Below are 16724 nucleotides of genomic sequence, written 5' to 3' on the forward strand. Positions count from 1 at the left end.
GCGCTTAGCAGGTTTTTGTAAATTTTTCGTTAATGCAACAAAATCAGCAGCAGTAATCAATCGCCGCCGTACGGCGCGTCCAGATTGCCGACATAGTTGTCGAACTTGGTGTATTGCCCGAGGAAGCTGAGGCGCACGCTGCCGATCGGACCGTTACGCTGCTTGCCGATAATAATTTCCGCAGTGCCCTTTTCCTGCGAATCGGGGTTGTATACCTCGTCGCGGTAAATGAACAGGATGACGTCGGCATCCTGCTCGATAGCGCCGGATTCGCGCAAGTCGGACATGACCGGGCGTTTGTTGGGGCGTTGTTCCAGCGAGCGGTTCAGCTGCGACAGCGCGATCACCGGGCACTGCAGCTCTTTGGCCAGGCCCTTCAGGTTACGCGAGATTTCAGAAATTTCAGTGGCGCGGTTTTCACCGGCGTTATTGGCTGACATCAGCTGCAGGTAGTCGATAATGATCAGTCCCAGCGTGCCGCACTGGCGCGACAGGCGGCGCGCGCGGGCGCGCAGTTCGATCGAGCTGAGCGCCGGGGTTTCATCGATGAACAGCTGGGCATCGTTCATCTTCTGGATTGCGTGAGTCAGGCGCGGCCAGTCCTCGTCGTTGAGGCGGCCGGTGCGCAGGCGATGCTGGTCGAGCTTGCCGACCGAACCCAGCATACGCATGGCGAGCTGGGCGCCGCCCATTTCCATTGAAAAGATCGCCACCGGCAAGCCGCTGTCGATCGCCACGTTCTCGCCGATGTTGACCGAGAACGCGGTCTTGCCCATGGACGGCCGTCCCGCCACGATCACCAGGTCGCCCTTTTGCAGGCCGGAAGTCATCTTGTCGAGATCAATGAAGCCGGTCGAAACGCCGGTGATATCGCTCTGGTTGTCGCGGTTGTAGAGCTCATCGATGCGCTCCACCACCTGCGTCAGCAGCGGCTGGATTTCCTGGAAGCCCTGGGCGCCGCGCGCCCCCTCTTCGGCGATCGCGAAAATCTTCGATTCCGCCTCGTCCAGCATCTGCTTGACTTCCTTGCCTTGCGGGCTGAAAGCCTGGCCGGAAATTTCGTCGGCGACAGTAATCAGTTTGCGCAAGACGCCGCGATCGCGCACGATCTCGGCGTAGCGGCGGATGTTGGCCGCCGATGGCGTATTTTGCGCCAGCGCATTGAGGTAGCTCAGGCCGCCGACTTCTTCCGCCTTGCCAGTGCCGCTCAGCGATTCATAGACCGTGATCACGTCGGCAGGCCTGCTGCCGTTGATCAGCTTGACCATGTGCTGGAAGATGATCCGATGATCGTAGCGATAGAAATCGTCGGCATTGACGAAGTCCGCGATCTTGTCCCACGCCGCATTATCCAGCAGCAATCCGCCTAAAACGGACTGTTCTGCTTCGATCGAATGGGGTGGTACGCGGAGGGAATCTAACTGCGGATCGGACGGTGCTTTAGAAGGTGCTTTCATGGCGCGAATTATACCTGCTTCTTATAAGCGTCTTGCTGCACTGCCAGAAAAAGGGCGTAAAAAAAGCCGGGAAAACCCGGCTTTTTTAAGTGCAATGATTTTTTTGCCAACAGCGTATTAAACGTGTTCGCCGATCACTGCGATGACGATGTCAACCACGACGTCGGTGTGCAGAGCAACCGCAACAGCGTGTTCGCCAGTGGTCTTCAGCGGGCCGTTCGGCAGGCGAACTTGTGCTTTTTCAACTGGGAAGCCTTGCTTGGTCAGCGCTTCAGCGATGTCGAAGTTGGTCACGGAACCGAACAGACGGCCGTCAACGCCCGACTTTTGCGAGATCTGAACAGTCAGACCGTTCAGTTTTTCGCCTTGGCCTTGCGCCACAGCCAGCTTGGCTGCTGCCGCTGTTTCCAGGTCAGCGCGCTTCGCTTCGAATTCAGCGATGGCGGTAGTGGTAGCACGACGCGCCATGCGTTGCGGGATCAGGAAGTTACGTGCGTAACCGTCCTTGACGCGAACAACTTCACCCAGGTTGCCGAGATTAACGACTTTTTCCAACAGAATAACTTGCATATTTTTCTCCTATTTCAAGTCGTCAATTAAGCGTTGTGCAGATCGGTGTATGGCAGCAGCGCCAGGAAACGTGCGCGCTTGATCGCAGTGTCCACTTGACGTTGATAGATTGCCTTGGTGCCGGTCAGACGTGCTGGCATGATCTTGCCGTTTTCCTGAACAAAATCCTTGAGCGTGTCGACATCCTTGTAGTCAACGCTGGCAACGTGTGCAGCGGTGAAACGGCAGAATTTCTTGCGCTTGAACAGCGGGTTTTGTTGTTGACGCTTGTTTTTCAGTTTGCTTTTATCGAACTTTTTACCGAATGCCATTTTTGGCTCCTGTATCTAAAATAATGAATCTGCAATTTCCGCTATGTTCCCTAGGAACCGTCTGCTTCCATTGCAGCGAAATCCGTGATGTGAAATACCAGACTCCTGCCATTGCGGCTCTTACGCGCCATAAAACCGGTAAACCAGAAGGTGCCCCCCAATGGCGCCTGACTGAATCTTCCCGAAATCTCGCCGACGGCTAGCGCGGCGATTTCGAATTCGATCAAACGCTTGATTCCTGCTTCAATCGGCTCCGAACGGTGCTGCAGATTTGCAGATACGATCGGAATGCCTGCCGGTGTATAACGTATGACTTCACGTTCGGCAATTTCGGCAACCAGCTGAAACACGTTATTGGCTTGGCTCACTCCTGACGGACTCGATGGCTATAAGAATGCTGGCGGGGCAGATAAATCAGGCTGCCGGCGCTTCAGTGCGATGGCTCTTGGCAGCATCTTCCTTCTGCACAGCCTTCATCATTGGCGAAGGACCGGTTTCGGCCTTCTTCAGCTTGACGGTCAGATGACGCAATACTGCATCATTGAACTTGAAGCCGGTTTCGATTTCAGCCAGAGTTTCGCTGTCGCACTCGATGTTCAGGCAAACGTAATGCGCTTTTGCCAGTTTCTGGATCAGGTATGCCAGTTGACGACGGCCCCAGTCTTCCACGCGATGCACAGTGCCGCCACGTGTGGTGACGATACCTTTGTAGCGTTCGATCATTGCAGGCACTTGCTCGCTTTGATCTGGATGGACGATAAATACGATTTCATAATGACGCATGTAAGCTCCTTTTGGACTGATTGAAGAATCGCCCACCTCGGCGTCAAGACGAGTGTGGGAAGAGGAAAACCAGCAATAGTACGCGCAATTGCAACAAAACTCAATGTTTTCAGGCGCTCGCGGCCGCACAAACATAAGGAAGTGGCTAATCCGCATCAATTTATCTTGCATTTGCACAAATACTGTACAAAAATACAGACTGTTGATATACACAGCACAAATGTAGTACAACGCTTTTATGTCGCTCTTGTCGCTTTGTGCCTCTATCTGAATTGGATAGCCTCGGCTGTCAAACCTAGCCTTCAAACACTTATGATTAAACTGACCGCCCGCCAACAGCAAATCCTCGACCTGATCAAGGACGCCATCGAAAACACCGGCTTTCCACCGACGCGTGCGGAAATCGCGACCGAACTCGGCTTCCGTTCGGCGAATGCGGCAGAAGAACATTTGCAGGCGCTGGCGCGCAAGGGCGCCATCGTGATCGCCCCAGGCACCTCGCGCGGCATCCGCCTGACGGAAACCACGCTGCGCAGCCAGGGCACGCAACTGGCGCTGCCCCACCCGTCCCTGATGCAGCTCAGCCTGCCGCTGGTCGGCCGCGTCGCCGCCGGCTCGCCCATCCTGGCGCAGGAGCACATCCAGGCCAGCTACAACGTCGACCCCGCCCTGTTCAGCGCCAAGCCGGACTATCTGCTGAAGGTTCGCGGCATGTCGATGCGCGACGCCGGCATCCTGGATGGCGACTTGCTGGCGGTAAAGAAAGTCGACAGCGCAAGAAACGGCCAGATCGTCGTGGCCCGGCTGGGCGACGACGTCACCGTCAAGCGCTATCAGAAATCCGGTTCGGTGATCCAGCTGCTTCCCGAAAATCCCGATTTTGAGCCCATCGTGGTCAACGCCCAGGAAGACTTCGCCCTGGAAGGCCTGGCGGTCGGCCTGCTGCGTAGCTGGAACTAAGGAGCAACCAGAAACACGGCCGGGCCTGCCGCAACGGCAGACCGCCGTCAGGAGCGGTCGAGCCGGCGCCGCTTGGTCAATATCTGGCTGGCGATGCCGCGCAGGATGTTAACCTCTTCGGTTTCCAGCTGGGTTCGCGAAAACAGCCGCTTCAGGCGCGGCATCAATTTTTTCGGGCTGGCGGGATCGAGAAATTCAATTTCGATCAAAGCCTGCTCCAGATGCGCAAACATGCCGTCGATGTCGCTCAGACTGGCCGCATTGCCCTGGAAACCAATCTCGCCGGCGCCTGCGGGCGACAAATCTTCACTGGCGGCAACCCGGCATTCATAGGCCAGCACCTGCACCGCCTGCGCCAGATTCAGCGACGAGTATTCCGGATTGGCAGGGATATTCAGCAAGACATTGCACTTCTCCACCACTTCATTGGGCAAGCCATAACGCTCGCTGCCAAACAACACCGCGGCATTGAGGCTGACGTCGCCTGCGAGCTGCGCCGCCAGCGCGCGCGGCGCAGTCAGGGGCGGCGAGAATTCGCGCAAGCGGGCGCTCAGGGCGGCCGCGAAATTACAACCCTCCAAGGCTTGCTCAACGCTGTCGACGATTCGCGCCGAGGCCAGGATATCCTGTGCGCCGCTGGCGAAGGCTACGGCTTCTTCGCGCTGCAAGACGTCAGGGAAACGCGGATTGACCAGGACCAGCTCGGAAAATCCCATGGTTTTGATCGCGCGAGCGGCAGCGCCGACATTGCCGGGACTGCTGGTTTCGACCAGCACGAAGCGCAGCCGCTGAAAAAGAGACGTATTGATTTTCGCCGTGTTCATTTGTGCTCTCCACTCAAGCGACGAGCGCTATCAAACGAAAGAAAATCTGTGTTCATCTGGCCTTTCGGGTAAAAGTAAGCGGTCAATTATGCAATCTAGGTTTAAAATAGCGCCATAACGCAGATTTCTGCGACTAAAAGCTGCTTATTTATCAAAATAAGCGTCAATAGCCGCCGGAAAGTCCGCATCGTTCATTATTATCAATCAATAGGCGGTTCTGTTCCCGGTTGGCACAGTGCCGCCATTTTAACGGAACCCGATCATGCATCCAATGCTCAATACGGCCATCAAGGCCGCACGTCGCGGCGCCGCGGTTATCTCGCGCGCCTCTTTCGACCTCGATTTGCTGAAAGTCACCAAAAAGCAGCACAACGATTTCGTCACCGAAGTCGACCAGGCTGCCGAAGCCGCGATTATTGACGTATTGAAGAATGCCTATCCCGATCACGCCATCCTGGCCGAAGAATCGGGCGCTTCCGCCAACTTGCACGACGACAACGAAAACGTCTGGATCATCGATCCGCTCGACGGCACCACCAACTTCATCCACGGCTTCCCGCAGTATTGCGTCTCTATCGCCTTGCAGCATCGCGGCCAGATCACCCAGGCCGTGGTCTACGATCCAACCCGCAACGATCTGTTCACCGCCACCAAAGGCTCCGGCGCCTACCTGAACGACAAGCGGATCCGCGTCGGCAAGCGCGACAAGATCGCTGACGCCCTGATCGGCACCGGCTTTCCGTTCCGAGTAACCGACGGCCCGGTCATGGACGAGTACATCAAGATGTTCCGCGTGATGACCCAAAGCTGCGCCGGCCTGCGCCGTCCCGGCTCCGCTGCACTCGACCTGGCCTATCTGGCGGCCGGTCGCCTGGACGGCTTCTTTGAAAAAGGCCTGAAACCTTGGGACATCGCTGCCGGCTCCTTGCTGATCAGCGAATCTGGCGGCATCATCGGCGACTTCACCGGTGAGTCCGATTACCTGTACAAGGGCGACGTACTGGCCGGCAGCCCTAAGGTGTTCGCACAAATGGTCAGCCTGCTGTCGCCATACGCCACAAAATAAGAACTTGCCGATGACAGCAAGAAATGCTGGTTCTTGCTGTCATTCTGGAAACTGATACTTTTGTCAGTTCAACTGCGCGGCTGAGAGACTACAATGCATGCGCAACGACATCATTGGACACTTTTAACGACCATTTCTCAACCCACAGGAGAGCAACATGGCAGTCAAAGCTATCCCCGACGGCTACACCAGCGTCACTCCCTACCTCTCTATCGACGGCGCAGCCGCAGCACTCGAATTCTATAAAAAAGCATTCAATGCAGTAGAAATACTGCGCATGGAAGGCCCCGACAAAAAAATCGGCCACGCGGAAATTCAGATCGGCAACGCGCGCATCATGCTGGCGGATGAGTGTCCGGAAATGCTGATCCGCAGCCCCAAGTCGCTTGGCGCAGCGAGCATGAGCATCGTGCTTTACGTCGACAATGTCGATGTCACCTATCCCCAGGCAATTGCTGCCGGCGGGATAGAAGTCAGGGCACTGCAAGATCAGTTCTATGGCGACCGCTCCGCTACCCTCAGGGATCCGTTCGGCCACGTCTGGACCGTCAGCACCCATATCGCCGATTACTCGGAAGAAGAGTTGCGTGAACGTGCCGCGGCTGCAATGAAATAAGTTCCTACCGACTGCCAGACGTGCCCCGCCTTGCTCTGCAAGCGGCGCGCCGGCGGTCATTTTGCGCCGCTCCCCGCTGAATACAGCGGAAACGCTTGCCTGTAGCGCGCCGTTGTTATACTCTGCGGCGACACAGCAAATTCTCCAGTCAAATACTGCTGTCAAGGATGTTATCGGACCCGGGAGCGTATTCCTCGGTCAGGGTGGCTCCAATCTCCTCTAATCCCGTTTGCCTGCGACTGGCGCCTTACAAAAGGCGACAGGCCGATATTATTCTATTGAGTTGTCATGTCTTTTTCTGAACTCGGCTTGTCCGAAGCCATCGTTCGTGCCGTAACCGAACACGGATACACCACCCCTACCCCAATCCAGACGCAGGCGATTCCTGCAGTGCTGGCCGGCGGCGATTTGCTGGCCGGCGCCCAGACCGGCACCGGCAAGACCGCCGGCTTCACCTTGCCGGTGCTGCACCGCCTGTCGACCTCGGCCACCAATCCGACCGGCAGCCAGCGTCCGATCCGCGCGCTGGTGCTGACCCCGACCCGCGAGCTGGCAGCCCAGGTCGAGGAAAGCGTGCGCCTGTACGGCAAATACCTGAAGCTGACCTCGGCCGTGATTTTCGGCGGCGTCGGCATCAATCCGCAAATCAAGCTACTCAAGCATGGCGTCGATATCCTGGTGTGCACCCCGGGCCGCCTGCTGGATCACATGCAGCAAGGCACCGTCAATCTGAACCACGTGGAAATCCTGATTCTCGACGAAGCTGACCGCATGCTGGACATGGGCTTCATCCGCGACATCAAGAAGATTCTTGCGGTGCTGCCGAAGAAGCGCCAGAACCTGCTGTTCTCCGCCACCTTCTCGGACGAGATCAAGATCCTCGCCGACAATTTGCTGAACTCGCCGGCCATGATCGAAGTGGCGCGCCGCAATTCGACCGTGGAAGTGATCCAGCAAAAGATCCATCCGGTGGACCGCGACCGCAAGCACCCGTTGCTGGCGCATCTGATCAAGACCCATCAATGGTCGCAGGTGCTGGTGTTTACCCGCACCAAGCACGGCGCCAACAAGCTGGTCGAGCAGCTGGAAAAAGACGGCATCAGCGGCATGGCGATCCACGGCAACAAGAGCCAGTCTGCCCGCACCCGCGCGCTGGCCGAGTTCAAGGACGGCAGCCTGCAAGTGCTGGTAGCGACCGACATCGCCGCCCGCGGCATCGATATCGACCAGTTGCCGCACGTGGTCAATTACGACCTGCCTAACGTGCCGGAAGACTATGTGCACCGGATCGGCCGTACCGGCCGTGCCGGCGCCACCGGCGAAGCTGTGTCGCTGGTATGCGTGGACGAACACCAGATGTTGAAAGACATCGAGAAGCTGATCAAGCGCGAACTGCCGAAAGAAGTGATTGCCGGCTTCGAGCCGGATCCTAACGCCCGCGCCCAGCCTATCCAGCTGCGCAGCGGCGGCGGCGGTCAACGTGCCGGCGGAGGTGGCGGTGGACGCGGCCGTTCGCCCGGCGGCACGCCAGGCGGCGCCAAGCCGGCCCAGGGGCCATCGCGCGGCCACGGTGGCGGCAACGGTTCACAGGCACGCCCGGCGGCCCCACGCCGCTCCGGCGGACGCGGCCGTTAAACCGGCTGAATCCAGGCAAACCGGTGGCGCCGCTGTCAGCAGCGCCACCGGCAGCATCCCGCATAAAAGATAATGCATGACGATCGGGCCTGACCTGCAGTCCAGACCTGATCAACCCCGACCTCCGGCGAAGCCGGCCATACAGTTCCTCCCCCCATCCTGAACGCCATCCGCCGCGGATACAACGCCCGGATATTTTAGTTCGATCAATTCAAGCAATTCGACAAGCCCTCGTGGATGGTCGTTGTCGTGGCCGGCAGCGTCGCCTGCATCGGCCTTGCAACCGACAACGCACTGTAGAACGTCGCTATCGGGGTTTGCGGCGCCAGTGGCGTACGACATGCCCAGGTCCGCGCATCTACCATCACCTTGCCGGTAGCGCTATCGATCGCTGCATTGCTGCCAGCAAAAGTCCAGATGCATTCACCGATGAGGCTGTCGGCCTGCCGTACCGAACAGCGGTAGCGCAAAGCCTGCAGGTTGCTGAATTCGCCTTCGCAGAAGGTGTCGCCGCAGACGTCGTCGAAATCCCTCACCAGGCGCCGCTCAAGGCCATGGAATGCGTCCCAGCCCTGCTCCTGGCCGGGATAATCAACGGCATCGACATATTCCGGTGTTGCCATGGCAGGCACAGCGCCGAGACCCAGCGCAAAGACGATCGGCGCCAATGCCATAGGAAAAAGACTGGCGCGCAGGGTGTTCTTGTAATCATTCCCGGTGCGATGTGAAGTACCCGATTTGATGGTTGCGAACGGATTGGCTAAAGCATGCATGCAATTCTCCTCAATGACAGATGATCATGAAGGCGCCGCGGCGGATATGCAGCGCCGGATATTTGACACCAGAGAGATGCCAATAACACAATCATAATGTCGACCAGAAACGAGCCGCCCTAAGCGTGCACCTAACTTGCTTGAAGATTTACCGGCGCGCACTTTGACGCGCGGCGCATCGCATCACCTTTCGCTCATGCGCGTGGTGGCCAGCTGATGCGATTTCTTTTTCAGAAATTTTACTGTCGCTGTTGTCGGCAAACGATACAGCATCGTACCGCGCACGCTCGAACCTGCACGCCAAGAAGGACGGCGCGCGGAACTGGGTTAGCGCAGGTCGCGCGATGCCGGCACGATTGGACTCGAACCAATTTAAGGCGCCGCTTTCATCCGTCTTAAAAAGTGACCGTGGCGACGACAATATCGGTATAGGTGGCGGCAATTGCCGAAATCTGACCTGCCGGAACGCTGGCGTAAATGGTGATTGCCGTGGGGGAGCCGTTTGCAGTAACGGCGGCCGGCGAGGTTGCCGCTGTATTCCCCCATGTCACGGTATACCCGCTGTCTGAAAATAAACCGTAATTGAGATATGTCGGCGTACCTCCGCCGCTGGAGAGTCGCCTCAACGGTACTGCGTTAGTGGATCCGGTATTGGCATTAGCGCCTTGTCCGAGCGTAATGACAGGGTTGTCGCCTGTGGTGCAGGTCGTGGCAACGCTGGCGGTAGCGGTCTGGTTGGCCGTGGCATTGGTGACGATCGGGTCATAGGTCGTTGTGAAGCCGAGCGTTGAAATGCTGCAGTTATTAGCAATGGTGACCGTATTGGTCATGGTGGCGGTGCCGGTACCCGCTGACGCACTACTACAAACAATTGCCGCTGCGATGATGAAAATACCGTTCCGCACACATTTTTTCATAGCTGCTCTCCCGATTGACATTTTGTTGGGTCCTACCCATTCGCTCCAGACCTTGTAATTACGCATGTCGCTTTTCCCAGCGACACTCTTTTGCAAGTACCGCTTGATGGCTTATTGAAAGTACGCAGCCTTCCAATACGGCTCGCCATGAAATCCCATGCTTATGGGATGGTGAAAATCCCCTGAATGCCAAGGCCACTCACCGCGGGCTGGCCGGATCCTGTGACCAGAACAGATAAGCCTTTCACAGCAGATTTGTCCGTCTCGCTCCTGACGTTCAGGTTGGATACAACAAATTTCATGTTAAATGTCCCGCTGAGATTTTTCAGGCCCGCAAGGACCGCCCCCGATTGTCCGCCTAGTTGACTGAGTATGTGCTTCAGCACCGTACCCGTATTGACTGTCAAATTATTGTTCGCGATCTCAATGAACTGGTTTTCTGAAATTTTGGTAAATGCAAAATTGGCGCCGGCACTGCCGCCCGTCTTGACAAACACATACATGCTGGCGCCTGCCGGCACCGAAATAGACAATTGACGATTGCCATCCAGCGACAGGTCAGCTTGATCCACAATTAATTGCAATACCAGCCCGCTACTGCCGGTGTCGGTCATCTCTGCACCCAGGCTCACGCGCGTCGTCATGACGCCGCCGGCACTCTTGGGGATCGGATTGCCCACGACCGTATATGCCAAGCTGAGCGTATCGGCAGACGTCGGCTTGCCGGGCAGCGTCACACCGCTCAAGAACTGATCCAAGGTATAGGGATTGCCGTTGATGGCGATACTGTCTTTTTGAATCGCAAGGTAGTTGGAAGGCTGCGACCAGTCGCTGATGCCGACTACCGGAACGGGAATCCCGGCAAGCTGGGCCTGCGCCGCAATAGCCGACAACACCGCGGCGCCTGCCGCCGCATTGTTGTCATTCAGCAGCGCGAGCGCGCGCCCCAACGTCGTTAAATCCACCCTGCTGGCGACAGCGCTACTCAGCAAGCTTGCGACCCCATATGCAGCGTTTGCGATCGTAGGATTGGACTGAAGCGACTGCGTTTGGCTGAGCAGGTTCGCGTCGCTGGCTGTAGTCAATGCCGTTGCCTGGCCGGCGACAGCGCTCGAGATAAGTACAGCCACGCTGTTCGCACTAAAGCCGCCTAGACCAGTCTTGGCTGCCGCCAGTGAGGCGTCATTGGTGGCAGCAATATTTTTTATCGACTGCCGCACCACGCCGGACACAAGCAAAGCATCGACGCTGTTGCCGCCGCCAACCAGAGCAGTGGCAGGATTTGCCGTCAGCGTTGTCACGACCGCCTTTGCCACTTGCGAGTAAATTTCCTGGATGGTCGCCGGACTGGAGTCTTGCGCCAGAGCCCCAAGCGTATCAGCGATTTGCTGGACGATTTGCTGCATTGCCAAAGTCTTTTTATGGAGATCAGCATTGGTCATCGGATCAATCTTACTGACGTCAGTACCAGCCGGCAGGTTCAAGGCAATGGCAACCTGGGAAACGGTCATGCCGGAGTTCGCCATCAGGGTAGTCAGCGGCGTAGCTACTACGCTGCCGGCCGGCGCCTTCAGAGTCCCCGCGAATGGCAAGCCGGTGTCGATGCTGGTTCCGCCGCTCACCACTATCGTGCTCGAGCATGCGGGTGCAAACGCAAAATTGCCTTGGCCATCCGTAGCGACAACTGCTTCACCCGCATCGGCTACATCATTGTTATTGGCATCACAGAGAACCGAAGCGCCGTTCAAATAACCGTCTACCGCCTTCCCTGCAGCTGTCGTGGTTGCTATCGGCGTTACTGGCACCGATCCGTCGTCGCTGCCACCGCAAGCTGCAAGAATCAAAATAACGACAACCAACAGTGACGACACTTTCTTTTCAAGCACTTGAGCGCTCTCCTTGAATTGATTGCCGATCCCGGTGAAGAACAATTGCATATCAATTGAAGCGGTCTTCGCCCCGGCACGAAAAGCGTCGCCCCCCCAATGATTTTCCACGCACAAGGGAAGCCATTGCCAGAATTATTCTGGCGTGCAACTTGAAGTCACATTCACTGCGCTTTGTGGGGCGACACAGTTTATTTCGTTAGAGGTATCTGCATGAGAGGTCCAGCTGCCGGTGATGTACGCATGCGTCGCTGTCAGATAAGCCGCGTCGCCCACTCCGAATTCGATGGTTGCGTTGCGGCTGAGGCCAATCGTAAAACTCTTGCGAGCTTGCTCCACCGTGTAGCTTTCTCTGATAAATCCATCCGAGTCGACGGCCCATTCCTGAGCTCTCTCAGCGTCGTTGTAAAGATAAAGTGTTTTATTGCGAGCCATTTTGAAATACTTTCATTCAAAGTTGGAAATTCCTGACGCGCCGTAAATGACTAACTTCTTGGAGTGGCAACTGACGTTGATGCGATCTATCCGATTCGGTTACTTGAGGCTATCCCCAAATCCCCTTTTCTACACCTGTCAATATTGACATCTGAAAAATCAATCGTGCAACAAGCACCGCGCTATCAAGACATGGGCCTGTCAAACAGTAGTAGACGATCTCGCATCAATCCAAGCCAATGCCGGCAGCCGTTGATTTCTGCAATAGTGATAAATGACGGGATGCCAAGTGCGAGCCGCACGGCATATCGCATAGGCGCGGGCAATGGTGTGGGGTATTTTTTAAGGACTATGCAGCGTAGATTAATGGCAAGCAAACGCTGCAGAACTGGACAAGACCGAGGCTCAAATTCAGGGAAATATCCCAAAACCATCCCCAGCAAACATGAAACAAGCATAAGTCGTTGACTTACAACAACAAACTGGTCCGGCCGGAGGGAATCGAACCCCCAACATTTCGGGTAGAAGCCGAATGCTCTATCCAGTTGAGCTACGGCCGGATTCATACGCTTTGATGCCTGATTCCGATCGTCAGATCGATTCATTGCAGTGCTTGATTTTTATCAAGCGGAAATGAAAAAAGGGGCTGTCCGAAGACAGCCCCTTTTCTACTTATTGGTCGGAGTACAAGGATTCGAACCTTGGACCCCCTGGTCCCAAACCAGACAATAAAATCGGAACGTCTTATAAATCAAAGGCTTGGCTATTGCCCGTTGCAGGAGTATAGCAGAGCTGTGCAGAGAAGAAAATAGGAGACTCGCGCAAAAGTCGCGCAAAACATTCAACAACCTATCAGCATAAAACGCCCTCTTTTTCTCACTAAACGTGATCTCCATGCTCTTGACACACGGCTGCTTCAACTCTGCCTATTAAAGTCGCAAGAGACTTAAAATCTCTCGCTCGTAAGGGTGTGCCGGTTCAAGTCCGGCCTCGGGCACCAATTACTAAAAGGCTCTCAGCGATGAGGGCCCTTTTTCTTGCGCTCCGCAATCCATGGTTTGCTCCGCAAAAAACCCGCTTGCATCGTTTGTCCAAATGACCTTTGATCGGCAATGCATTTCTGTTGCAAGGGTATTTTTAAGGCAACCAAGGGCCATACCCCATAGGAACTCATGCCGTTCGATGCCATGGAATATGGACCTCTTATCCCAGTCCCTCTTCGATGATTCAAACGATCAATTCACCACTTGCCCATGCGATTGGACTCGAACCAATTTAAGGCCTCTATTTCATGCGCTTTTGCGGAGGTGTCATAGATGCGTACCTTGAATAACAAAGCCTGGGCCGATATGCCAAAGCACTTCGGAAATGTAACAAGCATTTATATACGTTTTTATCGGTGGAACGAAAGCGCAATGTGGCTGCTGGCACGACGATCAAAGGGTGATCCAGAATTGCATCAGATGTTGACGCGGATTAATCCAGACCACAATGATGATCAGGCGCGATCGACGTCAACGACCGTCGGTAGCCTTATGTAACACTCCTTGATCGATGTAATAAACCTTATTTCTTGGAGATGCGAGGAGGGACCCTATGTTGTTGTCAACGGTAATTTGATCGCTTGTTGACAATAAAATGAGCCGCCGCCCACGATAGCGCAATGGATAAAATATCATTACCCACCAAAGGAATCAGCCTCCTTTGGCGGGCAAATACATGGCTTACGGATGTCCGAGTGTACTGGCATCAGTCCAGGTGTAGCCCAATCCGGTAATACCCTGGACTATGCTTTGGAAATCGCTGAATCCGGTCGTAACCAGCGGCGCCAGCGACGACTCCAGCCAGAATGGATGGAAGAAGAAGGATGCGAATCCATCCCTCACCACCAAAGCATATTGGGCATTCAGATAAAGATCTTGCCAGGTATAAACCACGTTTGAATACGGATCGATACTGCTGATGTCATATTCAATGTTCCCTAGATTTTCCGGCACGATCCACTGACCGTAGTAATCTTGCTTGATGGTGTAGGGGAAAAACTGTCCAACTGCAAAATCCTTGCCTTGGGCCAAGGTGAAGTTAGGAGTATCAGAGGTGTAATACACGGCGCGCTGGTAGGTTGTTTTGAATACCTGCGGTATAGCCTTAGTGGTCAGCGGCGATGACTGATAGTGTGGGGTCTCCCAGGCAAATGGCGCGTAACCATTATTTTGGAATTCTGTTTTTCCCGCCTGGAGACGTCCCAATGCCCATGCCGTCGAATCTTCGGCCACCGGGGTATTCGCCACTGCATTCCAGAATTCAAAATCATCGGCGCTGACCCCGGTATTCTTGTTCCGCATTGAATCGTATTGATGGGTATATCCATGCATCAGGATTTTTCCGCCTCGTGCCAGCGCGTAATTTAACGATCTCTTGAGCGTCCCGGCCTGCGACAGCGGTACTACTTCCGCAACCCCGCCGTTGTATACGCCTAACGGGTCCATGTAATGCGGGATGGTTGCAATCGAAAATGGAATGTGTTTGCCCACCAAATAATCCGACAGCGTTTTCATTGTGCCGTAATCCACCAATGCATCGACATCTTCCAGTCGTACCAGAGCTTTATGACTTACCGGTTGATTGTCAGCGAATATATCGTGCAATATATCGCACAGAACCAGATAGCGGTCGCGTGGGCCGATGTATGACAATGGCATGTCAGCGAAATACCAGAAATTGCCGGAGCGGACAATGTACGGCACCTGCGCGGAAGTGACGCTGTTTTTGATATTGACCACTGCCTGCGCCAAGGTGGTATTAATGATTTGGGTCACGCCGACGTCGGGATCGGCGTTCACGGTCCCGCTTGTAGCATCGTAGGCATAGTACTTGACCATCGACATACCCTTATACAGGACGGTATCGAAGAAGCCAGGTGTCGGGTTGGTCGAGCTGGGTGGCGCATTCAATCCCTGTAAGCCGCTGAAGCTGAATCCGTAATGTGTATTGAAATTGTATGCCGTGTTCCACGCGAACTGCCACAGGTTGTATTTGAACCAGACAATGGTTTTTTTGGTGGCGGAAACATCGTTGAGAAATGCGGCCGGGATCGGATTGTTATAATACGAGCCCAAATAGAAGGTGGTCTGATATGACTCAATTTCGCCGGCAACATAGTTTTGTATCGGCACCAGGTCAACGGTACTGTTGAAGTGTCCGATCAGATTACGCAGCATGATGGCGTAGGCAAATCCCAGCTTCTCATACTGATCAGGGGAAGGGGCATCGTACACAATCAGTACTTTTATCGGCGTAGTCACTACCTGCGCACTTGCCGGCAGCGGGCTAAGAAAAAACAGCTCGGCGATCAGCATAAGAATAGTCGCAATCTTTTTCATGATTGACCACCTGCTTTTCCGGTTTGTTTGAGCTCTTCATCATCTCTCGATTTATTCTTCTTGATATCACCCTTATGATGATGGCCGCGCTGTATGTCTTTGCCAGGCACCTGGCCCGGCGTGATCACCGTGTCAAAAGCTGGTTTCGGAGGGGGCGCAATATTGACATCGCCTGCATTGGCGGATGCAGCGAAACTAATCGCCGCGCCGATACCAGCCATGAGAATGTGCGACCGCATTTTATGTGTGGTTTTCATGATTTCCTCCCATTGAGGATGAGTACTTCAACGCCAGTCCTCCCATTTGAATCGGACTGGGACATCGCATCCGGACACTAGCAATGCAAATTTTGTTTGTGGGATATCGCGGACTGTCCCGCGCGGCCGTTATCTGATTTCGCATGCGTCAAGACAAGACGGAGAAAATGAAGAAAGGCGGATCCCAATCGACCTGCATCTGAGTTTTTTTTGACAGCAATCATGATCCGTCTTTCTACGATGCAATCACGGGATGAGGTAAAAAAACGTGCCAATTCTTTCTTATGAGAACGTCCGTTTTTTTGCCGCAAAATGGTAGCTTAAAGTATAGGTGAGGGTGCCATTTTAGCTAGGATTTTATGCAACATCTCGCGCAAAATTCGTTGTCGATATTATTGTTTTCCGTGGATAACAGATCTATTTTTCTCCACGATAAATATCGGAGTATGCTCGTCATGATGACAACGCCCGCACATTTGAATTTCGCAAATTGATGAGGAACGAGCAGGCTTGTTGCCGCATTAAAATAGAATGCCAACTGGAAAATATACTGCGTTGGTTTTAACAGGGGCAAATGCGTAATGCAATATTCCCCGCTACTCGCTATTGCCACCCGGCTGTCACGCAGTACGGCTTGACACTGATCGAAATTACGGCTGTGGAGCTGCTTATAGGGAGTGCTCGCGGCGCTGATTGTTCCTGTTCTGATGGGACGCACCGATGATGCGCAGATTCTCGTGTTCGCTAGGACGTTGCGACCTTGTTGCCGACACTGACGATGCGCAGTCACGCTGTAACCGGCCCAATCTGAGTAGCAACGACTTCGTCAATCCAGTTGAAATGGCGACGAT

General features: G+C 54.7%; 17 protein-coding genes and 1 tRNA gene. 5 read left to right on the top strand and 13 right to left on the bottom strand.

Going from position 1 to position 16724, the window contains the following annotated elements; translation table 11 throughout:
• Positions 1 to 56: 56 nt before the first annotated feature.
• The gene (locus AC07V8_RS15790) at positions 57 to 1457 is read right to left on the bottom strand and encodes a replicative DNA helicase (protein ID WP_211441613.1); all 1401 of its coding nucleotides are present in this window, start codon (positions 1455 to 1457) and stop codon (positions 57 to 59) included.
• On the opposite strand from AC07V8_RS15790, the gene AC07V8_RS15795 reads away from it, so the two are divergent.
• Positions 1456 to 1578 carry a hypothetical protein gene (locus AC07V8_RS15795; protein ID WP_494679121.1) on the top strand — a complete coding sequence of 41 codons (123 nt, stop codon included), beginning with the start codon at positions 1456 to 1458 and terminating at the stop codon, positions 1576 to 1578. The two genes, AC07V8_RS15790 and AC07V8_RS15795, sit on opposite strands and share 2 nt — an antisense overlap.
• Here AC07V8_RS15795 and rplI read toward each other — a convergent pair.
• The 4 genes from rplI to rpsF are packed head-to-tail and all read right to left on the bottom strand — an operon-like array spanning position 1575 to position 3121.
• Positions 1575 to 2027 carry a 50S ribosomal protein L9 gene (rplI, locus tag AC07V8_RS15800; protein WP_211441614.1) on the bottom strand — a complete coding sequence of 151 codons (453 nt, stop codon included), beginning with the start codon at positions 2025 to 2027 and terminating at the stop codon, positions 1575 to 1577. The genes AC07V8_RS15795 and rplI overlap by 4 nt on opposite strands.
• Positions 2028 to 2053: 26 nt before the next feature.
• Entirely contained in the window at positions 2054 to 2338 is a 285-nt protein-coding gene (gene rpsR, locus AC07V8_RS15805; RefSeq protein WP_038488337.1) for a 30S ribosomal protein S18, read from the bottom strand.
• 50 nt (positions 2339 to 2388) lie between these two features.
• A complete protein-coding gene (priB, locus tag AC07V8_RS15810) occupies positions 2389 to 2706 on the bottom strand; it encodes a primosomal replication protein N (RefSeq protein ID WP_199111001.1) in 318 nt (105 codons plus the stop codon).
• A 46-nt stretch (positions 2707 to 2752) separates the two neighbouring features.
• Positions 2753 to 3121 (bottom strand): 30S ribosomal protein S6, encoded by a 369-nt coding sequence (gene rpsF / locus AC07V8_RS15815; protein ID WP_038488331.1) that lies wholly within the window; start codon positions 3119 to 3121, stop codon positions 2753 to 2755.
• A gap of 312 nt (positions 3122 to 3433) precedes the next feature.
• On the opposite strand from rpsF, the gene lexA reads away from it, so the two are divergent.
• On the top strand, positions 3434 to 4081 hold the full coding sequence (lexA, locus tag AC07V8_RS15820) for a transcriptional repressor LexA (protein WP_494679120.1): 648 nt from the start codon (positions 3434 to 3436) through the stop codon (positions 4079 to 4081).
• A 47-nt stretch (positions 4082 to 4128) separates the two neighbouring features.
• On the opposite strand, the gene AC07V8_RS15825 is transcribed toward lexA, so the two are convergent.
• Entirely contained in the window at positions 4129 to 4905 is a 777-nt protein-coding gene (locus AC07V8_RS15825; RefSeq protein WP_494679119.1) for an RNA methyltransferase, read from the bottom strand.
• Positions 4906 to 5167: 262 nt separating this feature from the next.
• On the opposite strand from AC07V8_RS15825, the gene AC07V8_RS15830 reads away from it, so the two are divergent.
• The 3 genes from AC07V8_RS15830 to AC07V8_RS15840 all read left to right on the top strand — a co-directional run bounded on the left by AC07V8_RS15830 (position 5168) and on the right by AC07V8_RS15840 (position 8222).
• The gene (locus AC07V8_RS15830; protein ID WP_494679118.1) at positions 5168 to 5971 is read left to right on the top strand and encodes an inositol monophosphatase family protein; all 804 of its coding nucleotides are present in this window, start codon (positions 5168 to 5170) and stop codon (positions 5969 to 5971) included.
• A 157-nt stretch (positions 5972 to 6128) separates the two neighbouring features.
• Positions 6129 to 6587, top strand: a complete 459-nt coding sequence (locus AC07V8_RS15835; protein ID WP_494679117.1) for a VOC family protein — start codon at positions 6129 to 6131, stop codon at positions 6585 to 6587.
• 288 nt (positions 6588 to 6875) lie between these two features.
• The gene (locus AC07V8_RS15840) at positions 6876 to 8222 is read left to right on the top strand and encodes a DEAD/DEAH box helicase (protein ID WP_494679116.1); all 1347 of its coding nucleotides are present in this window, start codon (positions 6876 to 6878) and stop codon (positions 8220 to 8222) included.
• 206 nt (positions 8223 to 8428) lie between these two features.
• On the opposite strand, the gene AC07V8_RS15845 is transcribed toward AC07V8_RS15840, so the two are convergent.
• The 7 genes from AC07V8_RS15845 to AC07V8_RS15875 all read right to left on the bottom strand — a co-directional run bounded on the left by AC07V8_RS15845 (position 8429) and on the right by AC07V8_RS15875 (position 15873).
• Positions 8429 to 8995, bottom strand: a complete 567-nt coding sequence (locus AC07V8_RS15845; RefSeq protein ID WP_494679115.1) for a hypothetical protein — start codon at positions 8993 to 8995, stop codon at positions 8429 to 8431.
• A gap of 395 nt (positions 8996 to 9390) precedes the next feature.
• Positions 9391 to 9978, bottom strand: a complete 588-nt coding sequence (locus AC07V8_RS15850) for a Csu type fimbrial protein (RefSeq protein ID WP_494679114.1) — start codon at positions 9976 to 9978, stop codon at positions 9391 to 9393.
• Between the two features lie 95 nt (positions 9979 to 10073).
• A complete protein-coding gene (locus AC07V8_RS15855; protein ID WP_494679113.1) occupies positions 10074 to 11909 on the bottom strand; it encodes a hypothetical protein in 1836 nt (611 codons plus the stop codon).
• Positions 11910 to 11933: 24 nt separating this feature from the next.
• Positions 11934 to 12233: a hypothetical protein gene (locus AC07V8_RS15860; protein WP_494679112.1), complete on the bottom strand. Its 300-nt coding sequence runs from the start codon at positions 12231 to 12233 to the stop codon at positions 11934 to 11936.
• 483 nt (positions 12234 to 12716) lie between these two features.
• Positions 12717 to 12793 (bottom strand) — tRNA-Arg (locus AC07V8_RS15865).
• A 1164-nt stretch (positions 12794 to 13957) separates the two neighbouring features.
• Positions 13958 to 15616, bottom strand: a complete 1659-nt coding sequence (locus AC07V8_RS15870) for a DUF2334 domain-containing protein (RefSeq protein WP_494679111.1) — start codon at positions 15614 to 15616, stop codon at positions 13958 to 13960.
• Positions 15613 to 15873, bottom strand: a complete 261-nt coding sequence (locus AC07V8_RS15875) for a hypothetical protein (RefSeq protein ID WP_494679110.1) — start codon at positions 15871 to 15873, stop codon at positions 15613 to 15615. The genes AC07V8_RS15870 and AC07V8_RS15875 overlap by 4 nt, the downstream gene beginning before the upstream one ends.
• Between the last annotated feature and the right edge of the window lie 851 nt (positions 15874 to 16724).

Source organism: Collimonas sp. GW821-FHT02H07 (assembly GCF_059421505.1).